This is a genomic window from Paraburkholderia sp. JHI869, from assembly GCF_038900775.1.
Classification (GTDB): Bacteria; Pseudomonadota; Gammaproteobacteria; order Burkholderiales; family Burkholderiaceae; genus Paraburkholderia.
In genome coordinates this window covers 80523-96323 of sequence record NZ_JAYMSC010000012.1, presented here as the reverse complement: position 1 = coordinate 96323, position 15801 = coordinate 80523, and the positions used below count along the sequence as shown (strand labels likewise).

At 57.9% G+C, this 15801-nt stretch carries 16 protein-coding genes and 2 pseudogenes; 6 read left to right on the top strand and 12 right to left on the bottom strand.

Going from position 1 to position 15801, the window contains the following annotated elements:
- Positions 1–43: 43 nt before the first annotated feature.
- The 4 genes from VSR72_RS21085 to VSR72_RS21070 all read right to left on the bottom strand — a co-directional run bounded on the left by VSR72_RS21085 (position 44) and on the right by VSR72_RS21070 (position 2746).
- A complete protein-coding gene (locus VSR72_RS21085; protein WP_342954275.1) occupies positions 44–535 on the bottom strand; it encodes an RES family NAD+ phosphorylase in 492 nt (163 codons plus the stop codon).
- On the bottom strand, positions 532–1230 hold the full coding sequence (locus VSR72_RS21080) for an antitoxin Xre-like helix-turn-helix domain-containing protein (RefSeq protein ID WP_342954274.1): 699 nt from the start codon (positions 1228–1230) through the stop codon (positions 532–534). The genes VSR72_RS21085 and VSR72_RS21080 overlap by 4 nt, the downstream gene beginning before the upstream one ends.
- A gap of 865 nt (positions 1231–2095) precedes the next feature.
- The gene (locus VSR72_RS21075) at positions 2096–2254 is read right to left on the bottom strand and encodes a hypothetical protein (RefSeq protein WP_342954273.1); all 159 of its coding nucleotides are present in this window, start codon (positions 2252–2254) and stop codon (positions 2096–2098) included.
- A 66-nt stretch (positions 2255–2320) separates the two neighbouring features.
- Complete coding sequence (locus VSR72_RS21070) at positions 2321–2746, bottom strand: hypothetical protein (protein ID WP_342954272.1); 426 nt, start codon at positions 2744–2746, stop codon at positions 2321–2323.
- Positions 2747–3103: 357 nt separating this feature from the next.
- Between VSR72_RS21070 and VSR72_RS21065 the strand changes: the two are divergent.
- Both VSR72_RS21065 and VSR72_RS21060 read left to right on the top strand, forming a co-directional pair.
- A pseudogene (locus VSR72_RS21065) lies at positions 3104–3606 on the top strand (phospholipase D-like domain-containing protein); the annotation flags it as partial.
- Between the two features lie 541 nt (positions 3607–4147).
- Positions 4148–4837, top strand: coding sequence for a hypothetical protein (locus tag VSR72_RS21060; RefSeq protein WP_342954271.1), 690 nt, complete (start codon positions 4148–4150; stop codon positions 4835–4837).
- 34 nt (positions 4838–4871) lie between these two features.
- On the opposite strand, the pseudogene VSR72_RS21055 reads toward VSR72_RS21060, so the two are convergent.
- Positions 4872–5651: pseudogene (locus VSR72_RS21055) on the bottom strand (helicase-related protein); the annotation flags it as partial.
- A 170-nt stretch (positions 5652–5821) separates the two neighbouring features.
- Positions 5822–5983, bottom strand: a complete 162-nt coding sequence (locus VSR72_RS21050) for a hypothetical protein (protein WP_342954270.1) — start codon at positions 5981–5983, stop codon at positions 5822–5824.
- A gap of 622 nt (positions 5984–6605) precedes the next feature.
- Here VSR72_RS21050 and VSR72_RS21045 point away from each other — a divergent pair.
- Positions 6606–7028: a hypothetical protein gene (locus VSR72_RS21045; RefSeq protein WP_342954269.1), complete on the top strand. Its 423-nt coding sequence runs from the start codon at positions 6606–6608 to the stop codon at positions 7026–7028.
- Between the two features lie 479 nt (positions 7029–7507).
- Here VSR72_RS21045 and VSR72_RS21040 read toward each other — a convergent pair whose 3' ends face one another.
- Complete coding sequence (locus tag VSR72_RS21040; protein ID WP_342954268.1) at positions 7508–7882, bottom strand: hypothetical protein; 375 nt, start codon at positions 7880–7882, stop codon at positions 7508–7510.
- A gap of 606 nt (positions 7883–8488) precedes the next feature.
- Between VSR72_RS21040 and VSR72_RS21035 the strand changes: the two genes are divergently transcribed.
- Positions 8489–8800, top strand: a complete 312-nt coding sequence (locus tag VSR72_RS21035; RefSeq protein ID WP_342954267.1) for a hypothetical protein — start codon at positions 8489–8491, stop codon at positions 8798–8800.
- Between the two features lie 152 nt (positions 8801–8952).
- Positions 8953–9984, top strand: a complete 1032-nt coding sequence (galE, locus tag VSR72_RS21030) for a UDP-glucose 4-epimerase GalE (protein ID WP_342954266.1) — start codon at positions 8953–8955, stop codon at positions 9982–9984.
- Positions 9985–10112: 128 nt separating this feature from the next.
- Here galE and VSR72_RS21025 read toward each other — a convergent pair whose 3' ends face one another.
- On the bottom strand, positions 10113–10412 hold the full coding sequence (locus VSR72_RS21025) for an H-NS histone family protein (protein ID WP_342954265.1): 300 nt from the start codon (positions 10410–10412) through the stop codon (positions 10113–10115).
- Between the two features lie 253 nt (positions 10413–10665).
- Positions 10666–11592, bottom strand: a complete 927-nt coding sequence (gene galU, locus VSR72_RS21020) for a UTP--glucose-1-phosphate uridylyltransferase GalU (RefSeq protein ID WP_342954264.1) — start codon at positions 11590–11592, stop codon at positions 10666–10668.
- A gap of 493 nt (positions 11593–12085) precedes the next feature.
- Here galU and VSR72_RS21015 point away from each other — a divergent pair, with 493 nt between their 5' ends.
- Complete coding sequence (locus VSR72_RS21015; RefSeq protein WP_342954263.1) at positions 12086–12238, top strand: hypothetical protein; 153 nt, start codon at positions 12086–12088, stop codon at positions 12236–12238.
- A gap of 29 nt (positions 12239–12267) precedes the next feature.
- Here the strand turns inward: VSR72_RS21015 and VSR72_RS21010 are convergent, their stop codons facing one another.
- From VSR72_RS21010 to VSR72_RS21000, 3 genes are all read right to left on the bottom strand, one after another.
- Positions 12268–13095, bottom strand: a complete 828-nt coding sequence (locus VSR72_RS21010; protein ID WP_342954426.1) for a cellulase family glycosylhydrolase — start codon at positions 13093–13095, stop codon at positions 12268–12270.
- Between the two features lie 317 nt (positions 13096–13412).
- A complete protein-coding gene (locus VSR72_RS21005) occupies positions 13413–14420 on the bottom strand; it encodes a hypothetical protein (RefSeq protein ID WP_342954262.1) in 1008 nt (335 codons plus the stop codon).
- Between the two features lie 67 nt (positions 14421–14487).
- The gene (locus VSR72_RS21000) at positions 14488–15798 is read right to left on the bottom strand and encodes a polysaccharide biosynthesis protein (RefSeq protein WP_342954261.1); all 1311 of its coding nucleotides are present in this window, start codon (positions 15796–15798) and stop codon (positions 14488–14490) included.
- Positions 15799–15801 lie beyond the last annotated feature (3 nt).

Genomic DNA, 15801 nt, shown 5'->3' with positions numbered 1-15801 from the left:
GGATCGGCTTTCGCCTGGGGCAATGCATCGCCCCGCAACGACTTCAGGCCCGCTTCATGAGTCGATGGTCGTAGACCCACTTTTCGTGCCTGGTGACCTTCAGTTTCGTGATATCCGGGTGCTCCGGGTTCACCAGCACATTGAGTTCACGCGGAACAATCACCGAAGGCACGACGGCCAGGACACTGGACTTCGACCGGACCCACTGCTCCCCAAGATCAAGACTCACCATGCCCGCGGGCAGTGCGTCCCAGCCAACGTCTTTCGCCGGGCTCACCAGCGATTCCGTTTTCCGCCAGACGGCCGGTGGCACCTCGATCGACACCAGATAGCGGTTCAACGGAAGGTCGCCAACCTTCAGATGCACCAGTGTCTCAAGGCAGGCCAGTGCGATCGTGCCGGCCGTATAGAGCATCGGTGTTCCGGGACGGTTCCATCGACCACCCGTGATCTTCGCCCCCGCGCCTGACATGTCATTGGCCGTATAGCCCGGTGTATCAGTTCCGATGCGCCAGAGTGTCGCCCCGCCCTTCAAGCGTACGCTCCGCTTTGCGCCATGGCGAGAAGCCGCGATACAAGCTCCCGTCCCTCTGCGGTATCCATGAAATCAGCGGGTCGCTGGCCGCCCAGCGCCGGCAACGGTTCATCGAGCCAGCGCCCCAGCCAGTGCGCAGCATCGAACCCTTCAGGGTCGCCCGACTCCTCTACCATCGCCTGCACCTGCCCAATGAGCTTGGCCATCGCTACGACCCGCTCGCTCTGCTCAGGCGACAGGTTTTCGCCCGCTTTCTGCTTCCTGTCGATGGTCGTCACCGACAACCCGAGCGTCTTGCCGAGCTGCTCGCGGGTGCAGTCCATATGCCGCGCGATAACCCCGAACGCTTCCGGTTTTACACCAGACTTGATGATTGAAATCCGCTCTGCCGGATCTACCCGAAAAGCGCTGATGAAAGCCGCCGGATCGAGATCGCCACCTCCAACTGTGTGGCTGAGAAAGATCCGCAGCTTCTCGCTTTCCGTCGCGCCCGATGATCGAGCCCCCATAGCCTGGGCCATCCCGTGAGCACGGGTAGTCCTGGTCGACTGATGTTTGCCCACTGCGACGTTTTCCCGGTGATCCGGCTTGCCCCTCAGCGGATCAATCATTCCTGGCCGGCGCCTGGATGTCTCGCCGCCCACTTCCCGGTCCTTAACCGCGCGGCTCATCGCATCCTCCATTTGACGACTCATGATACCTCAAATGGCGAAAATTCGGATCACCAATATCCAGACCCACGCGGGCACGGGCACGATGCCTCGCACGGGCGCACGTCATTGTCGCGGTCGTCGAACCCACTACCTCCAGCACGTCTTGCGACATAGGGAGCTCATAGCGTGCTGAAATCTGGCGAGGAGGCAAGTGACAGAAATTCGTGGCGCTTTCCTCGGCAGGTGACTGTCGATGCCGCCGCCATGGACGCGCCATGTACGTTGCTAAGGAGAGTTCCGGATGGCTGAGATATGACGGGAACATTGCAGCAACGAAGTCGGTGGCGACTGTCGATGTCGTTGTCCGAGCCTAGATATCCGGCGATGGAACGAGTCCTGTGGGTATCGCCGATAAATAGATGAACTACTTCTCCTTTCAACCTAGATGGAAAGAGGAATTGGTCTGCATCAGCCTGTGACCTTCCCTCTATTCCACGCCTGCCGACACGCGCGGAGGCATGCACATTCCTGCGGCCGACGGCTGGCATCGAATAGACCTTAACGAAACCGGAGCTCGCCTTCTGATCCAAGACGAGCGTGCGAAGAAGAGAGACGGTTATGAACGCAGCTGCTGCCGGCCGACAAGCCACATGCGGAGCCTCACGCGTGAAATCGCCAATCGTCGGCGAGGGGGCGTGGATGTGGCGTCGGCCCCGCCCGCAAGCAATCTTCGGTCGGGCGAGTCATCGATGAGGCGCGGCGCGGCACCGGGTCGATGCTGCTTTGGCACGGCGGTCTCGTGTTGCGATTCTCCTGGAGGTCGCCGGAGGCTTGATCGAGCAGCGCGTGAGAGACGACCGTGGTCGCAACGGCACCGACCAGGAACGCACCAATCACAAGAAGGTACTTAGCCGCGGCGCTCATAGTGATCGCCGGTCCTACCATTCTTGTAGTGACCACCTTTATGCGACGAGCCGTGGCCGCCCGTGTAGTGACCATCTCGGGCAAGCTCGATGGCCGGCGCGACCAGCGAGGCGAACAGCATGGTTGTTAGGATCTTCCTCAATTTGTGGTCTCCCTAAGGTTCGCGGCCACTCGATCGTGGTCTGTTTCAGTTGGCAAAAGTGAACTGCTAGCCGTTGACTTTTGTTGCCCAATGGACAGCAGTCCAGTACGAGTGATCATAGCGGCTCGGATCTGCCTCGTATTGGTGCAAAGTGGTCTGAGCAATCTGCATGACGTTGTTCCTCACTTGGAGAACCGTCCACGTCTGGTTCTTTGCCAGTGATGCCCCGTTAAAGCACCATGGCGATTCTCCTGTGATCTGCGCCCAAGCTGAGAATTCCTTGTGTAGGTAGTGGTCGAGCGCCTCCGAGAAATTGGATTCAAACTCGCAGCCGAAAGACGACTTACTCATAGTCACGACATCGTCTGCATGTATGACAGATTCCGGTAACTGCTGGGCACCGTCCGGTGATTCGACCTTAACTCCGCAAGCGGTGATCACCATGATTACGGCCGCCGCTGCCGCCAACATAAGCCATCCAATAGCCTTCATTGCTTCCCCGTATCTCTTTTGCGATTTAGTGAGATCCCTACTACTCGCGAAATTGTTTGAATATATATCCGAAAATGCAGGCAAAGCGGACTAAAGCTGCGTCAAATCCGACAGAATCAACCGTACCCGCGATATAGCAAATTTGGAGCAACAAGTCCCACTTGTCCAATGCACCATTTAGTGAAAACATCGCTACGGCAAAACATGACGGTCGCCAGTGCCCGACACGGTCTTGAGCAGATGGTACTCGGGAAGCAAACTCACGCGTTCATGAAGTCGCTTCTCCAGCGATTCAATCTACCGTACCAGCGCCTCGCTGACCGCGCGATTGGCATCCACGGCCAGCGCCACATCGGGACGGTTCTTGGCCGCATGATCGAGCGCACGCACCGCAAACTGCTCGTGGTCGACGAACGCATTGGCTTTATGAGCGGCGTGGGTATCGCCAACGAGTGGTGGGCCTGGCACGCGCAGGACGAGAAGCACTGGCGCGACATCATCACGCCCGGCAACCGCATCGACACACACGCGGTGCGCGACGCATCGCGCGCTGGGGTGGCCTGCTCGCGGCGGGCGTTGAGAGGTAAAAGCATCAGTCGACGATGTTCCACTGCAAGCTGCTTGTCGTCGACGAGTTTCTGATGTCAGCCGGCTTGATCAACTTCGACAGGCCGCTCGTTCAGTCTCAACGACGAGGCCAATCTCAACATCTATGACCGCGACTTCGCGCGCGAGCAGACAGCGATCTTCAACAGCGACGTCGCTGAGCGCAACGCATAACGCTTGACGAGTGGCGCCGCCGCCCGTTCCTGGAAAAGCTGCTTGAGTGCGCCGTCGCGCTGCTCGATCTCCTACTTTGACGCGTGGGTCGCGTGAGCGGCATTCAGTGCCGCTGGCCGCGAATACATTGAGCAAAGCGCGAATATGTCCCACCAGCAACAAAAAACGCGATCTTGTATTATGGCGCAAGCGCCGAGCCTGCGAATTGCGGCGAACCGCGGCAACACGCTTGATGATTGTGAATACACACTTATCAAGCGCCCGCCGGGCGGGATGCTTACGCTCACCCCAGCAGAGCTGGCATAACGTTCATGGGCGGAAGCCGTCAGCCATCAAGTCTCCCAATCCCCTATGCCCCGTCTTCCTGAAGTGAAAATTCACCGGTCTCAGAGGAGTCAAGCCGGCGACCTGCGACGCGCAATGGCGTGCTCGCTGAGCATTCTTGCGGCAAGCCATTCGCAGTGCACGGAGTTGTCTGCTCAACCAGTTGACAATGCCACCAGCTTACGCGCCACATACGAGAACCTGAGACCACAACTCGACCATAACGCGTTTCATCGAAGGCTGTATCTCGATTCCCATGAATCCCCATCCACAGTCACAGGCGAAATCTACGCTGTGATGGACTACCCATTCGCGACCGTAAGTGAGGTGCTCAATGACCCGTCGCACAGCCTGAAGTACTGGTGCGATGTGTTGATCCTGCATCCTAATGTCAAGTACTGTCGAGCCTCTGCCAGCAGCAGCGGCGACACGCTGGCCGTCAACATCAGCCAACAGGAAGCCGCTGAAGAGCTCGCGGCCACTTATCGCGTGCAATTCGACTACGAGCCGGCGATCACCAGCCCGGGATACTTCCGGCTAAAACTCCGCTCCGATAGCGGACCGCTGAACACTCGGGATTATCAGATCACTCTGGAAGCCGCGTCGCTCAGTAGTAATCGCACGTTCCTGCACCTGACTTATGCATACAGCTACGGCACAATCGGGCGTCTTGCCATGAAAGGCTATCTGGCAACTTTTGGTCACGGCAAAATCGGATTTACGACCATTACCGATCCGTCCGCGGCACAGCCGAAATACGTCGATGGCGTGCGCGGCCTCGTGGAACGCAATACCATGCGTTATTACCTCGCCATCGATACCTTTCTCGGCGAGCCACCGAGCCTGCCCGACGAGCGGTTGGAGCAACGCCTGAATAACTGGTTCAGCGCGAGCGAGCAATATTCACAACAACTGCACGAAATCGACCGGCAGCAGTATGTGCAAATGAAACAAGAGGAATATCGGCGCCAGCAGGCCGGACCGTAGGCGGTGAACCGTGTGTCAGCGTTACTTCCGGAGATCATGCGGCCACAGTGCACTGCGCCGCAGGCTTGCGTTTTTTATTGCCACTTTGCGGTCGTGGCTTTTTGCTGAGCACCTGCATGGCGCTCGGCGCAGATTGCAGCACTTTGGGCTTCCTGGGCTTTTCGGGTTTTTTGACGATCTGGCCCGTCGCGGTGGTTTGCGGCACACGGTGTTCGGCTTCAAAACCCGGCTCTTCTTCACGGGGCAGCGTCTGCGGGATCAGCGCTTCAATCGCGGCTAGTCGCGGCGCTTCATCGGCACACACGACGGACACCGCCACGTCGCTTGCACCCGCGCGGCCGGTACGGCCAATACGGTGCACATAGTCTTGCGCCACATCCGGCAGATCAACGTTGATCACCAGCGGCAGGTCGTCGATATCCAGCCTGCGCCCAACCACGTCGGTGGTGACCAGCATATCGACTTCGCCCGTCTTGAAGCGCTCCAGCACACGCAGGCGCGCGGCTTGCGGTTTGTCGCCGTGGATGGTGGTCGACCGCATAGCCGGCATCATCGATGCATGACCGCCAGGTAATCCATGCCCTCGCGGGCTTTGACGAACACCAGCGCGTGCTCCCAGTTGTTCTCAGCCACAAGGTGCATGAAAAGGTCAGGCTTGCTTTTTATCCACCGGCACCACCCACTGCTTAATCTTGCTGGCCGTGGCATTGGGCGGGCTGACGCTGATATTGACCGGGCCGCGCTAAATAGTCGCCGCCATGGCGCGAATATCATCGGTGAACGTGGCAGAGAACAGCAGGGTCTCGCGCTGAGCAACTCGACCAGTCGCGTGTCGTCGAGTTCATGAGACCTGGCTGACGACGGCCGATAATAGAAGGTGATGCGAGGCAAATCGATCACCTTACCCCCGAGTGACGGAACAGGGAACGTGCCGCTCACGGGAGAAAACTTCTCGCTGCCGCCGCCGCGTTGATGCATCAGCACCTATTTTAAAACGTCGATTCCCAAGGCCGGTTGTCCGACCTTGCGCTCGAGTGCTGCGATCTTCGTATCGTATTCTGCAATTGAGTTTGCCGCAGCTTCTTTTACATCAAGCTTGCCGAAGTCGTAGTGCTCCAGCCACCTGTGGATCGGGTTCGCGGACATGCTGTCGTCGGCCAATACGGCCACTACGAATATCGCTGCGCAACTGCATCTTGAACCGCGGACTATGCCGACGGCAGGGTCCTCTTGCTGGCATCAAGCCGCTCTTTGAAAAGGCCCCGCAAGCGTATCACTTCTCGCCTCGAACCCTGTCCGGCCCGAAGGGTTCAGTCCATCGCTGTATCAATTTACAACTGCACGCAACGATGTTACGGGTTCGGAGCCGGAATAGAGGATATCGCTGCCGCTGAACGATCTGCACCGCGCACTCATACCGGTTCAAGGGGAGCAAGCCATCAACTGACACATGAGAATGTCAGCCATCCCCAAGGTCCACGCCGTCCGATACGACTTCCGTATTGCCCCGGCACCGTGAGCCACAGTTTCAATTGACAGGCACCGATCCTTCTGACGCGCCGCACGAGTATTGAGGGAAGAGCTCCGCCCCCACCCTTTTCAGCCACATATGGTCGTTTTCAGCCATCCAAACTGCACTGCGTGCAATCGCACAGTGGTCCGCACAACGCACCCGTACAACGACATGAAGCGTTGGTGACGCCGCTTCCGGGTACCGGCCCGATACGTCCAACGACAACACGTAGTGAACATCTTTGGGGGACTTAATATGTCAGCCTACTGGCGACAGGGCATCATGCTTGCCCTGGTAGTGGCAACGAGCACGGCCGTACAGGCCGGGGTGGACTGCAACAGCAGTCGGGGCGGCTTCCGTTTTCAGACATCGGATAGCTGGTTCGGGGAGGACAAACTCAAACACTTCGCGGTTTCTTCACCGTTCGGCGCACTTGGCGCGTACCTCATGCGCGACACCGAACACCCGGTGCTCTATGGCACGTTGATCGGCGTGGCGCCGGGGTTTCTGAAAGAGATGATCGATGGAACCTGCCGTAGTAGTGGCTTCTCCTACAAGGATCTCACCGCAGATGTGGCTGGCGCGCTGACGGGTGCGCTGCTGGGAAACTGGGCGATCTCCTATAGCCGCGACGCTCGAGGACAGACGGTCCACATTGCATATCACACGCGTTTCTGATTCCAAAAAAAGCGAGCATATCAAAGTCCATGGACGACGCGATTGTCCGCAGACAAACGCGTCGACGGTTGAACGCGGAGTGGCTCGCCCTCCACAGTAGACCCGCGGTCCCGTCGGATGTCCAAATGTACACGCCACCGGTCCAGTCATCTGCCGAAATGTGAGCAACTTTGTCGATGGTGGCTAGCGTGGGCCCTAGAGATCGAATGCACGTCTAGAAATCTCACTCGTCTTCTCGAGTGCTGCAATGTTGGTCGAGCGGATGGATATTCACGATCTTCCATCCAGCGGCGTTCTTTGTTGTCTCACTTCCGAGTGGTTTCTCAACTGATTCGCTCGCGCGACCTTTGAATTTCAGCTTCAGCCTTCGCAATTGTTTCGAGCACGTGAGATATTCTCTCTTCGAAATGTACTGGCCCGCTCCTACCATTCATTCCACTGTTTGACCATCTCTTCCAACGCTCGCCGCCAAAAAGGCTCTACCCGGTCGTTGGGTCAAGTGCATCAATCTTCCGTCGAGCGTGATCGATCACATTCCCAAGATGCTCGCTCTTCACGTTGTCGCGGTCGTCGGTCTTGCTTTCCACTACTGGGGCGCTGGGAAATTGCACGCAGCCGAAAAAAAACGCACCGTCGTAAACGGCGGTGCGGACACGGGGATCTGACGGGCGGTAACCGGACGCCGAAAACCCGTCAGCGAGAGCGCGTTCAAAGTACCACACTGCCCCGTGATATTCGATCTTCTGCGGAATAGTGAACGATTTTGTCCGCTTAATGCTAGGAGAAACGCTCCCCGAGCGTTGCTTGGACCACTTCACGATCCTGTCAAATTCCGCTTGCTGCGGTGCTGCCAAGGAGTCAGTCTTGCGAGCCTCGGCGCCCAAAAAACCAAGAATCGAATTTTCGCTCGATTATAATGTCCATAGACTTACCCAAGAAGGCTGCCAGGCAGTGCCAATGCGGGATCGGTCTTCATTGAACTGTCCGGCATGTCACCTGTGGCTCAATGGCCGCGCGAGCCTCCTGACAGGCTCGCGGTTTGCATTCAAATGGCGGTCGTTTTCCAGATTTTGGCGGCCTCGTGCCACGGATTCATACTTTTACCACTCCTTTGGTTTCCGGACATGTGAATTTTGCCGCATGCCGACGATACGGTCTTTATATAGGCACTGGTCACCACCAGTTAAGTGAGCTTGCGCTCCTGGCACAACCACGGATGAATTCGCTCCTTGTTTGAGGCAATGTACGCTGCTTACCTGCTACCTGCCACGCAAAAAGCGAATCGGGTAACTTGTGTATAAACTGCCACGGGCACTGCCGAATCGCCAGAGTAGCTCACCGGTGCGATAACGACCAAGGTAACTGCTTTTCAAAGAATCCATGGATGAATATTCATCCTGCGCACGGTGCTTTCTCACACAGGCTAGTAAGATCCGGATCAGGCTGCCAAAATATGGTGTATGAACGCCATTGAGATCTACACCCCAGAGTTCTCTGTTAAATTCGCCTTGGCGTTCGGCTCGGGCGGCCCTGAGCTGAATGTGGTCCACCGGGTTGGTTCCCCCCGAACTCGATCGTACCCGGACTCGCACCGCCAGGCTGGCAAGGCCTGGCGGTTTTTTTCCGTTCACGATCGCACCGAAAACGGCATCGCCTCAATCAGACAAAGGCTTTGTAATATTTCGGGCAGCGACCCCGACATCAAGCTGCGCGTCTTCGGAAAACCCGGTTCGATCAGATTCGACAAAACGTTTCACTTTCCGCCCAATTGACTCGATCACCTTGTGACGTGTGATAGGTTGGAAATTCTATCTACCCGCGCGCGCCTGCCGCCGCTGCGCGGCGAGCTGACGCATCCGGCGGCGCTGACTTTCGCCCCCGTTTGAATCTCTGACGAAATCTTTAGAGGACTCCTGCAGAAACTATGGCAACGACTAACACCAAAGGAACGATCCTTGTCACCGGTAGCGCGGGCTACATCGGCTCGCATACCTGCGTGGCGCTCCTCAATGCGGGAATCGACGTCGTTGCCGTAGACAGTCTCGTAAATAGCCGCAGGGAATCGCTCGCCCGCGTCCAGGAAATTACTCGCCGGCCCCTTTCCTTCTACGAAGCCGATGTGCGCGACGCGCTGGCGCTCGAGCGCATCTTCGAGGCGCATGAGATCACTGGCGTGATCCACTTCGCGGCGCTCAAGGCCGTCGGCGAATCGGTGGCCAAACCGATCGAATACTACCGAAATAACCTCGATGGACTGCTAGTCGTGCTGGACGTAATGCGCCGAAACGACTGCAAGCAGTTCGTGTTCAGTTCGTCGGCGACTGTGTACGGCTCGCCGGAACGCTCGCCCATCGATGAGACCTTCCCGCTCACCGCGACCAGCCCATACGGGCAATCCAAACTGATCGCCGAGCAGATCCTGCGCGACGTCGCGATCGCTGATCCGTCGTGGCGCATTGCGGTATTGCGCTATTTCAATCCGGTGGGGGCACACGACAGTGGCCTGATTGGCGAAGACCCCACCGGTATTCCAAACAACTTGATGCCTTTCGTGTCGCAGGTGGCAGTCGGCAAGCTGGCGCAGCTTAGCGTGTTCGGCGGCGATTACATGACGCCGGACGGCACGGGCGTACGCGACTACATTCACGTGGTCGATCTAGCGAACGGGCACCTGAAGGCACTCGATGCGCTCGTCGTGCGTGACGAAGGCTTCACCGTTAATCTCGGCACGGGACGTGGCTACAGCGTGCTGGAAGTCGTGAAGGCGTTCGAGCAAGCTTCTGGACGTACGATCCCTTATAAAATCGTCGAGCGCCGCCCCGGTGACATCGCCGAGTGCTATGCCAATCCGGCCACGGCGCAGTCGCTCATCGGCTGGAAAGCGCAATACGGCATTGAGCGCATGTGCGTCGATCACTGGCGCTGGCAGGAAAAGAATCCGCGAGGGTTCGTCTAACGATGCAAGGCATGCATTCGCGCTACCGGCCGGGCGCGCGAATGCAGCCGCATGGCCGCTGGAGAACGCTCTGGCCGGCAGCAAATCCTGGTGGCGCTCCGTCCCTACGCGCTGTCCGTGCGAGGCGCTCAGCGCTTTATCAAAAAACGATCGCGATTCTTGGTGTTTGCTATCCAGGCCGGCGCTCGTCCTCTTCCGGACCAGGTGGCTCCTGTCGTGGGATCGAGATACTTTGGCGGCAACGAACTCTTCGGTTTGTTGTTTCCCGACGTGCACCGGCCACCGAAGATATCGCGCGCTGTGATTCCGTACTCTCTTACTTTCTCGCGAATCTCCGCGAGAATTTGATCCAATTCGGCCCGACGAACTTCCAACGCCTGCTCTTCCAGCGCGATCAATTGAGCCCTCAGGTCTTTATATGTTGACACGGATGACCTCCTTCAACGATTGTCTATGCCCGATCACCACAACGTTGCCTGTTCGCGCACGCAGACTTCTACTCATCTACAATACGCCATACGAATACAGTTTGAATATCGAGTCACGCGAGGAAAAAAAGCCTGCCATGTCCTAAAACATGACAGGCGAAACCAGGAGGGCGGGGTACCATCCCGGGTAGACATGTACAGGGACTTTCAAGAACACTGGTCAGATGACTTGATGCAACTCCGCGCAAGAGCCTCAAACAGCGTCCGTGGCTGCCGTTTGCGAGAATGCTGTGGGTTCGTGCTGGTCAAATCCGCGAAATTGTTCATTCAGGTACTGCGTGAACTCCGGTCCGACCTCGCGGTGCTGAAGTGCAAATTCAACGGTTGCCTTCAGATAGCCGATCTTGCTACCGCAATCGTATCGTTTCCCGCGGTACTTGTAGGCTAGAACCTGTTCATCGCTGAGCAACGACTCGATTGCATCCGTGAGTTGAAGCTCGCCGCCCGCGCCCGGCTTCAGAGCGCGCAGGTGCTGAAAGATACGCGGCTTGAGGATGTAGCGGCCAACCACGCCCAGATTGGACGGTGCAACGTCGGGGGCAGGCTTTTCGACTATTCCAGACAACTTGATGATGTTTTCCTCCCAAGCTCGTCCATCGACAATCCCATACGAACGCGTATCCTCACGCGGAATTTCCTCTACCCCGAGAACCGAGCTGTGGTAGTGGTCGAAAAGATCGACCATCTGGGAGATCACCGGCGGCTCACCATGCAGCAGGTCATCGGCGAGAATCACCGCGAATGGGTTGTCACCCACGAGCTTCTCGGCGCATAGAACCGCATGCCCGAGTCCGAGCGCTTCCGGTTGCCTCACGTAAAAGCAGTCAACATGACTGGGCTTGATTCCACGAACCAGTTCGAGCAACTGCATTTTTCCACGTGCCTCGAGTTCCGCCTCGATCTCGTAAGACTTATCGAAATGATCTTCGATCGCCCGCTTGCTACGCCCGGTCACGAAAATCATCTCCGTTATGCCAGCGGCAATGGCTTCTTCGACCGCGTACTGGATCAACGGTTTGTCCACTACAGGCAGCATTTCCTTCGGGCTCGCTTTTGTCGCGGGGAGGAAACGCGTACCGAGACCAGCAACCGGGAAAACGGCCTTCGTGACATTAAGCATACGAACTCCAAGATGAATGTGCTGATATCTGACGACAGCATAGCTTTGGTTTAGCGCTATGGGGGCGATTGGCCGAAAACGTTCGGCTTTTGACGGATTTTGTTAGACGTCTCGATTCGAACTCTAAAGAACCATTACTTGCTGCGTCATTGATAAACTATGGAATACTTACTATTCTGTAGGAAGCAACAGAAGCTACGCATTCAGTAACGGCTGATTCGCATGCTTCACAAGAAATGCAGGGAGTTGTCTGGCAAAATTCGAAAGATATTTCTCCCATGTGAAATGAAGAAGTCGAAGGGGTGGACTCGCAGAATTACTCGACCAGCATTGAATAGCGCCCTGTGAAATGACAATCCGAAAAAAATAGAACGACAATACTTTTCTCAGGACAAACGCTTGGTGCCGATCGCCGGCCACGCGCGACGCAACACATAGCTCCGGGCTAGAATATGCGAGACTAACGAATACCACGTGCTCGACCGCCGCTCGCATGACAGTTACCCTTGTGCGCCTTCATCAGTTCATCAAGACCGCCTCCGCCTTCGTTGCGGGAGAATTGCTCGTCTGCGCCATGCTGGTGGCCGCCGCGGCGTGCAAGATCATGGCGGCCATCGGCGGCTTTAGGAAAGGGCCGCGCGGTTAAGTTGACTTCATCATCAATTCGCCACGATTTCATTTGCCTTTCAGTGCCGACCGCAAAGCGCCGAGCGCCGGCTTTTGAGCGCCAGCGGCGTCCAGCAGCCCGAAATTTCGCTCCTTGGAATTCTGCGCATTGGTCGTGTTCTGCCATTCGTAAATCGAGATCAACGGCGTGCGCATGCTATTTCGTTCACGCAGGAACGCTGCGATGGCAGCGGCCTGCCCATTTTCCGTCGCGAGCCGCCCGGACGAGACTCCCCACTCCGTGATGATCGCCGGCAAGCCGAAATTCGCACGCACGTATTCGGACACCTGCGCGATCTCCACAGCGCTCTTGCCATAGGCGTGCCATGACACGGCATCGATGCAGCCGTTCGACGGCACGCCGGCGTCACGCAACAAATGCTCTGGCATCGACCCCGAAAGCGGCATGGTCGCGAATGCAAAGCCGATGACCGGCGTGGTGCCACGAATTTCCTGAAGCCCCGCACAAACGGCTCGCATATAGACAGGAAAGGTTTTGTCGATATGACCGGTTGGCCAGTATTTCTGAAATTCCGGCTCGTTCCAGAGTTCGACGGCCAGGATTCCCGAGCCGTAGTTTCGACTCAGTTCGACGATCGTGGCGCTCAGGCGCCCGGCCGCTGCACGCAACTGCTCGTCCTGTGCCGCGGAATCGGTCGTGTCGCCTTTCGTCAGTGGCGCGGTATCCCGCACCGTGACGATCACCGGCAAGTTCGCATCGCGTGCCGCGTCGAACGCCTGTTCGACCTGCCGCCGATAGGCCGGCGTGCGCATGGCGTTCGTCCATACGCCGAAGCGCACGAACTCCAGCCCCGTAGCGCTAATCTGCTGGGCCATCTCCGGCGTGAACCGCTCGATCTTGACTTGTGCGCCTACGTGCACCGCGCGATTCTGTCCATCGACCCAGTGCTTGAAGGTCTGCGCCCCGTGTTCGACTGCCTGCGCCTCGTGAATCGACGCCGTCGACATCATGCACGCAGCCGCCATCGCGGCCCATCGCTGTTTGATCTTCCGTGAATTCGATTTCATGCGGAACTCGCTCGCCGGGTACTGTGCGCCTGCGAGGCAGGCAGCGGTGGATTGAATACGACGTGAACGCGCCCTCGTAAGCCGAGCGATCCGCACTGTCATGCGCGATTTCACGAGTGTGCCTTCTATGCCGGCAAGACGGCAGATGAACGCGGCACGTGCGTTTGCAGTAAAGCCATGCGACGCGTTGCCGGCACCAGCAAACTCAGCCGCCACGCCGCATATAGCGCCGCGCTTGTCAAATGGCGAGTGTAGCTGCCGAGATCGGGCTCGAACAGCATCGACACCGCCATATGGCCGATAAGCAGGCACGCCAGCCAATTCACCGAGGCGATGCGCGGATCAGCCTGCGCAGGCTTGTAGAATATCGCGCCGAGCACGATGCCCATCAACGCCGTCATGACCAGTTCTTTCGGTCCAGGCGAAAACAGAAAAGGCACATGCAATTTTGCAACCGCGTAAAGGTAATCCGCACAGAACGCCCAAAAAGACTGCGGCGGCAGGGGGTTGTAAAAACCCGTACGCGCACCATAAGGCGAGCCGGTAACGAGGTAATCGACCGCCATGTCGCGCGGATGCAAGAGAGCGTAATAGGCGATGTCGGGCAGCGCGAACAGAACCGTGAATACCGCGACCAGCAGCAACAGTTTACCGCGCAGTCCCACTTTGCGAAACACCCATGCGCCCGCGCCGATCGCAAGAATCAGCACGAAATAAATGCGTACCGTCGCAGCATACCCGACATACAGTGCGACCGAAGCCGCCATCACGTACCACAGACTATAGCGTCGCGCGATCATCACCAGTAACACCGAGATGAGCACGACCAGCGTGTCCTTGCTCGCGACGAACAGATTAAAGAAGACGCACGGCGCCAGCAGGACGGTGTTGACGAGCAACGATCCAAGACGTTTTGAATAGCCGATCATCATGCCGATGAAAAGCGCGCCCACGCCCACCACGAACACCGTCGTCCCGATGTCGCCCAGTGACGAATAGAACTTCGAAACCGCATCGAACGACGTGTCCTGGTACGTGCTGGAGCCGCCGATCTGCGATTGGATCTTGTCTGAATCACGAAAGACGAATTCGGGCAGAAACGTGCTCGCTTTCAGATACAGCGTCGCATACATGAGAATGGCGATCGCTGAAATGAAGCGCAAAACGCCTTTGCTCAGCTTCGGTCCCGCGAGCAATACACTACGAAGCATGTAGCGCTTCTCCCTTCGTAAATTGGCTCACCGCACTACCATGTGAACGCCCAACAAGCCAGACGAGAATCGAAACAATACCCACGCTCGCGCACAGATGTGCGATGGCGGCACCCAGCGTGCCTTCGTGGGCGATGAGCATCCAGCCGGCCGGTACGCAAAAGGCAGCCACCCCACAAATCGCAACCGACACGCGACGGCCCAGTCGCAGCGCGATCGCACTGCTCCACAAGACATCCGCCATCGCGCGCAACAAAAACGACACGAGCAGAATGGCGAGCAACGCATATTCATGCGTTCCACCCGGCTGATGCGAGAGGCTGAAAATAAACTTGCTGGCAATCAGCACGCCTGCCGCGCACACCGCGGAAATACCCAGACTCGCGAGCACCGAACGGCGCAGCGTCGCGCCGAACGCGTGCGGCGAGACTTCCAGCGCACGGACGAGGCGCGGCCCTGCCGTCACGACGATCGTCGCATACGCGATGGTCTGGATCGTATTGGCAATCGACCATGCAAAGACATAACGCCCCAACTCGTTCGCCGTCACCATGCCGCTAGCGACAAAGCGCTCCGCATACTGGAGCCCCGAGAGTACGACGGTCGCAAAGAAGAACGGCAAACCGTCGATCCATACGGAGCGCACGCCATCGCGCTGCGCGACATGCGTGCCCTGCGTTTTGCGCGCCTCGGGGACAGCCGCGCGGTCCAGCGCCTTGCCTGTGTGCGCAATAAACAGGCAAGCGGCGAGCACGACGAGTGCGTTGGTGGCCCACCACAAGAAGAACACAGTCTCGATCGCATGCACCGCGCCCAGCATCAGCCCGAGCACCGCGACGCCCGCCCACGCACCAGTGCGCACGAACAGAAAGATGGCGCCTGCGCGCGCGCGATGCAGCGAAAACACCCAAGAGTTGGTTTCGAGACCCGCGTGTTCCGAGAACGCGACAAGCATCACGCCCCACAACACGCCTGGCCGAATCCGGTCGAGGGCCGCGAATGCCGACATCACATGTGCCGATATCACCAGTGCGACAATCAACACATAGGCCGCCCCATAAAGCAGCAGGACGCGCCGCGTGTCGTGGATCGGACCGCGCGGATCCGGCAAACTCAATCGGCGGTTAATTTCGGCGCTGAAACCGAGCCCCAGCAGTTTGGAGGCCACCACCGATACCGCGAGCGCAAGCCCGTAGTCGGCGACCGCCGCGAAACCGAGTGCACGCGCAATCGCGATCGTCAGCACGAACTTGAGCGCGAGCGCCACGATGCGAAGGCTGAAGCGGAAAAGCAAGGACATGAC

Excerpts from the sequence above, each read along its gene's own strand:
- VSR72_RS21070 (WP_342954272.1), bottom strand. The coding sequence starts at position 2,746 with ATGAAGGCTATTGGATGGCTTATGTTGGCGGCAGCGGCGGCCGTAATC.
- VSR72_RS21000 (WP_342954261.1), bottom strand. The coding sequence starts at position 15,798 with ATGTCCTTGCTTTTCCGCTTCAGCCTTCGCATCGTGGCGCTCGCGCTC.
- VSR72_RS21035 (WP_342954267.1), top strand. The coding sequence starts at position 8,489 with ATGAACGCCATTGAGATCTACACCCCAGAGTTCTCTGTTAAATTCGCC.
- galE (WP_342954266.1), top strand. The coding sequence starts at position 8,953 with ATGGCAACGACTAACACCAAAGGAACGATCCTTGTCACCGGTAGCGCG.
- VSR72_RS21005 (WP_342954262.1), bottom strand. The coding sequence starts at position 14,420 with ATGTATGCGACGCTGTATCTGAAAGCGAGCACGTTTCTGCCCGAATTC.
- VSR72_RS21050 (WP_342954270.1), bottom strand. The coding sequence starts at position 5,983 with ATGTCCGCGAACCCGATCCACAGGTGGCTGGAGCACTACGACTTCGGC.
- VSR72_RS21015 (WP_342954263.1), top strand. The coding sequence starts at position 12,086 with ATGACAGTTACCCTTGTGCGCCTTCATCAGTTCATCAAGACCGCCTCC.
- galU (WP_342954264.1), bottom strand. The coding sequence starts at position 11,592 with ATGCTTAATGTCACGAAGGCCGTTTTCCCGGTTGCTGGTCTCGGTACG.
- VSR72_RS21045 (WP_342954269.1), top strand. The coding sequence starts at position 6,606 with ATGTCAGCCTACTGGCGACAGGGCATCATGCTTGCCCTGGTAGTGGCA.
- VSR72_RS21010 (WP_342954426.1), bottom strand. The coding sequence starts at position 13,095 with ATGGCCCAGCAGATTAGCGCTACGGGGCTGGAGTTCGTGCGCTTCGGC.
- VSR72_RS21060 (WP_342954271.1), top strand. The coding sequence starts at position 4,148 with ATGGACTACCCATTCGCGACCGTAAGTGAGGTGCTCAATGACCCGTCG.
- VSR72_RS21080 (WP_342954274.1), bottom strand. The coding sequence starts at position 1,230 with ATGAGTCGTCAAATGGAGGATGCGATGAGCCGCGCGGTTAAGGACCGG.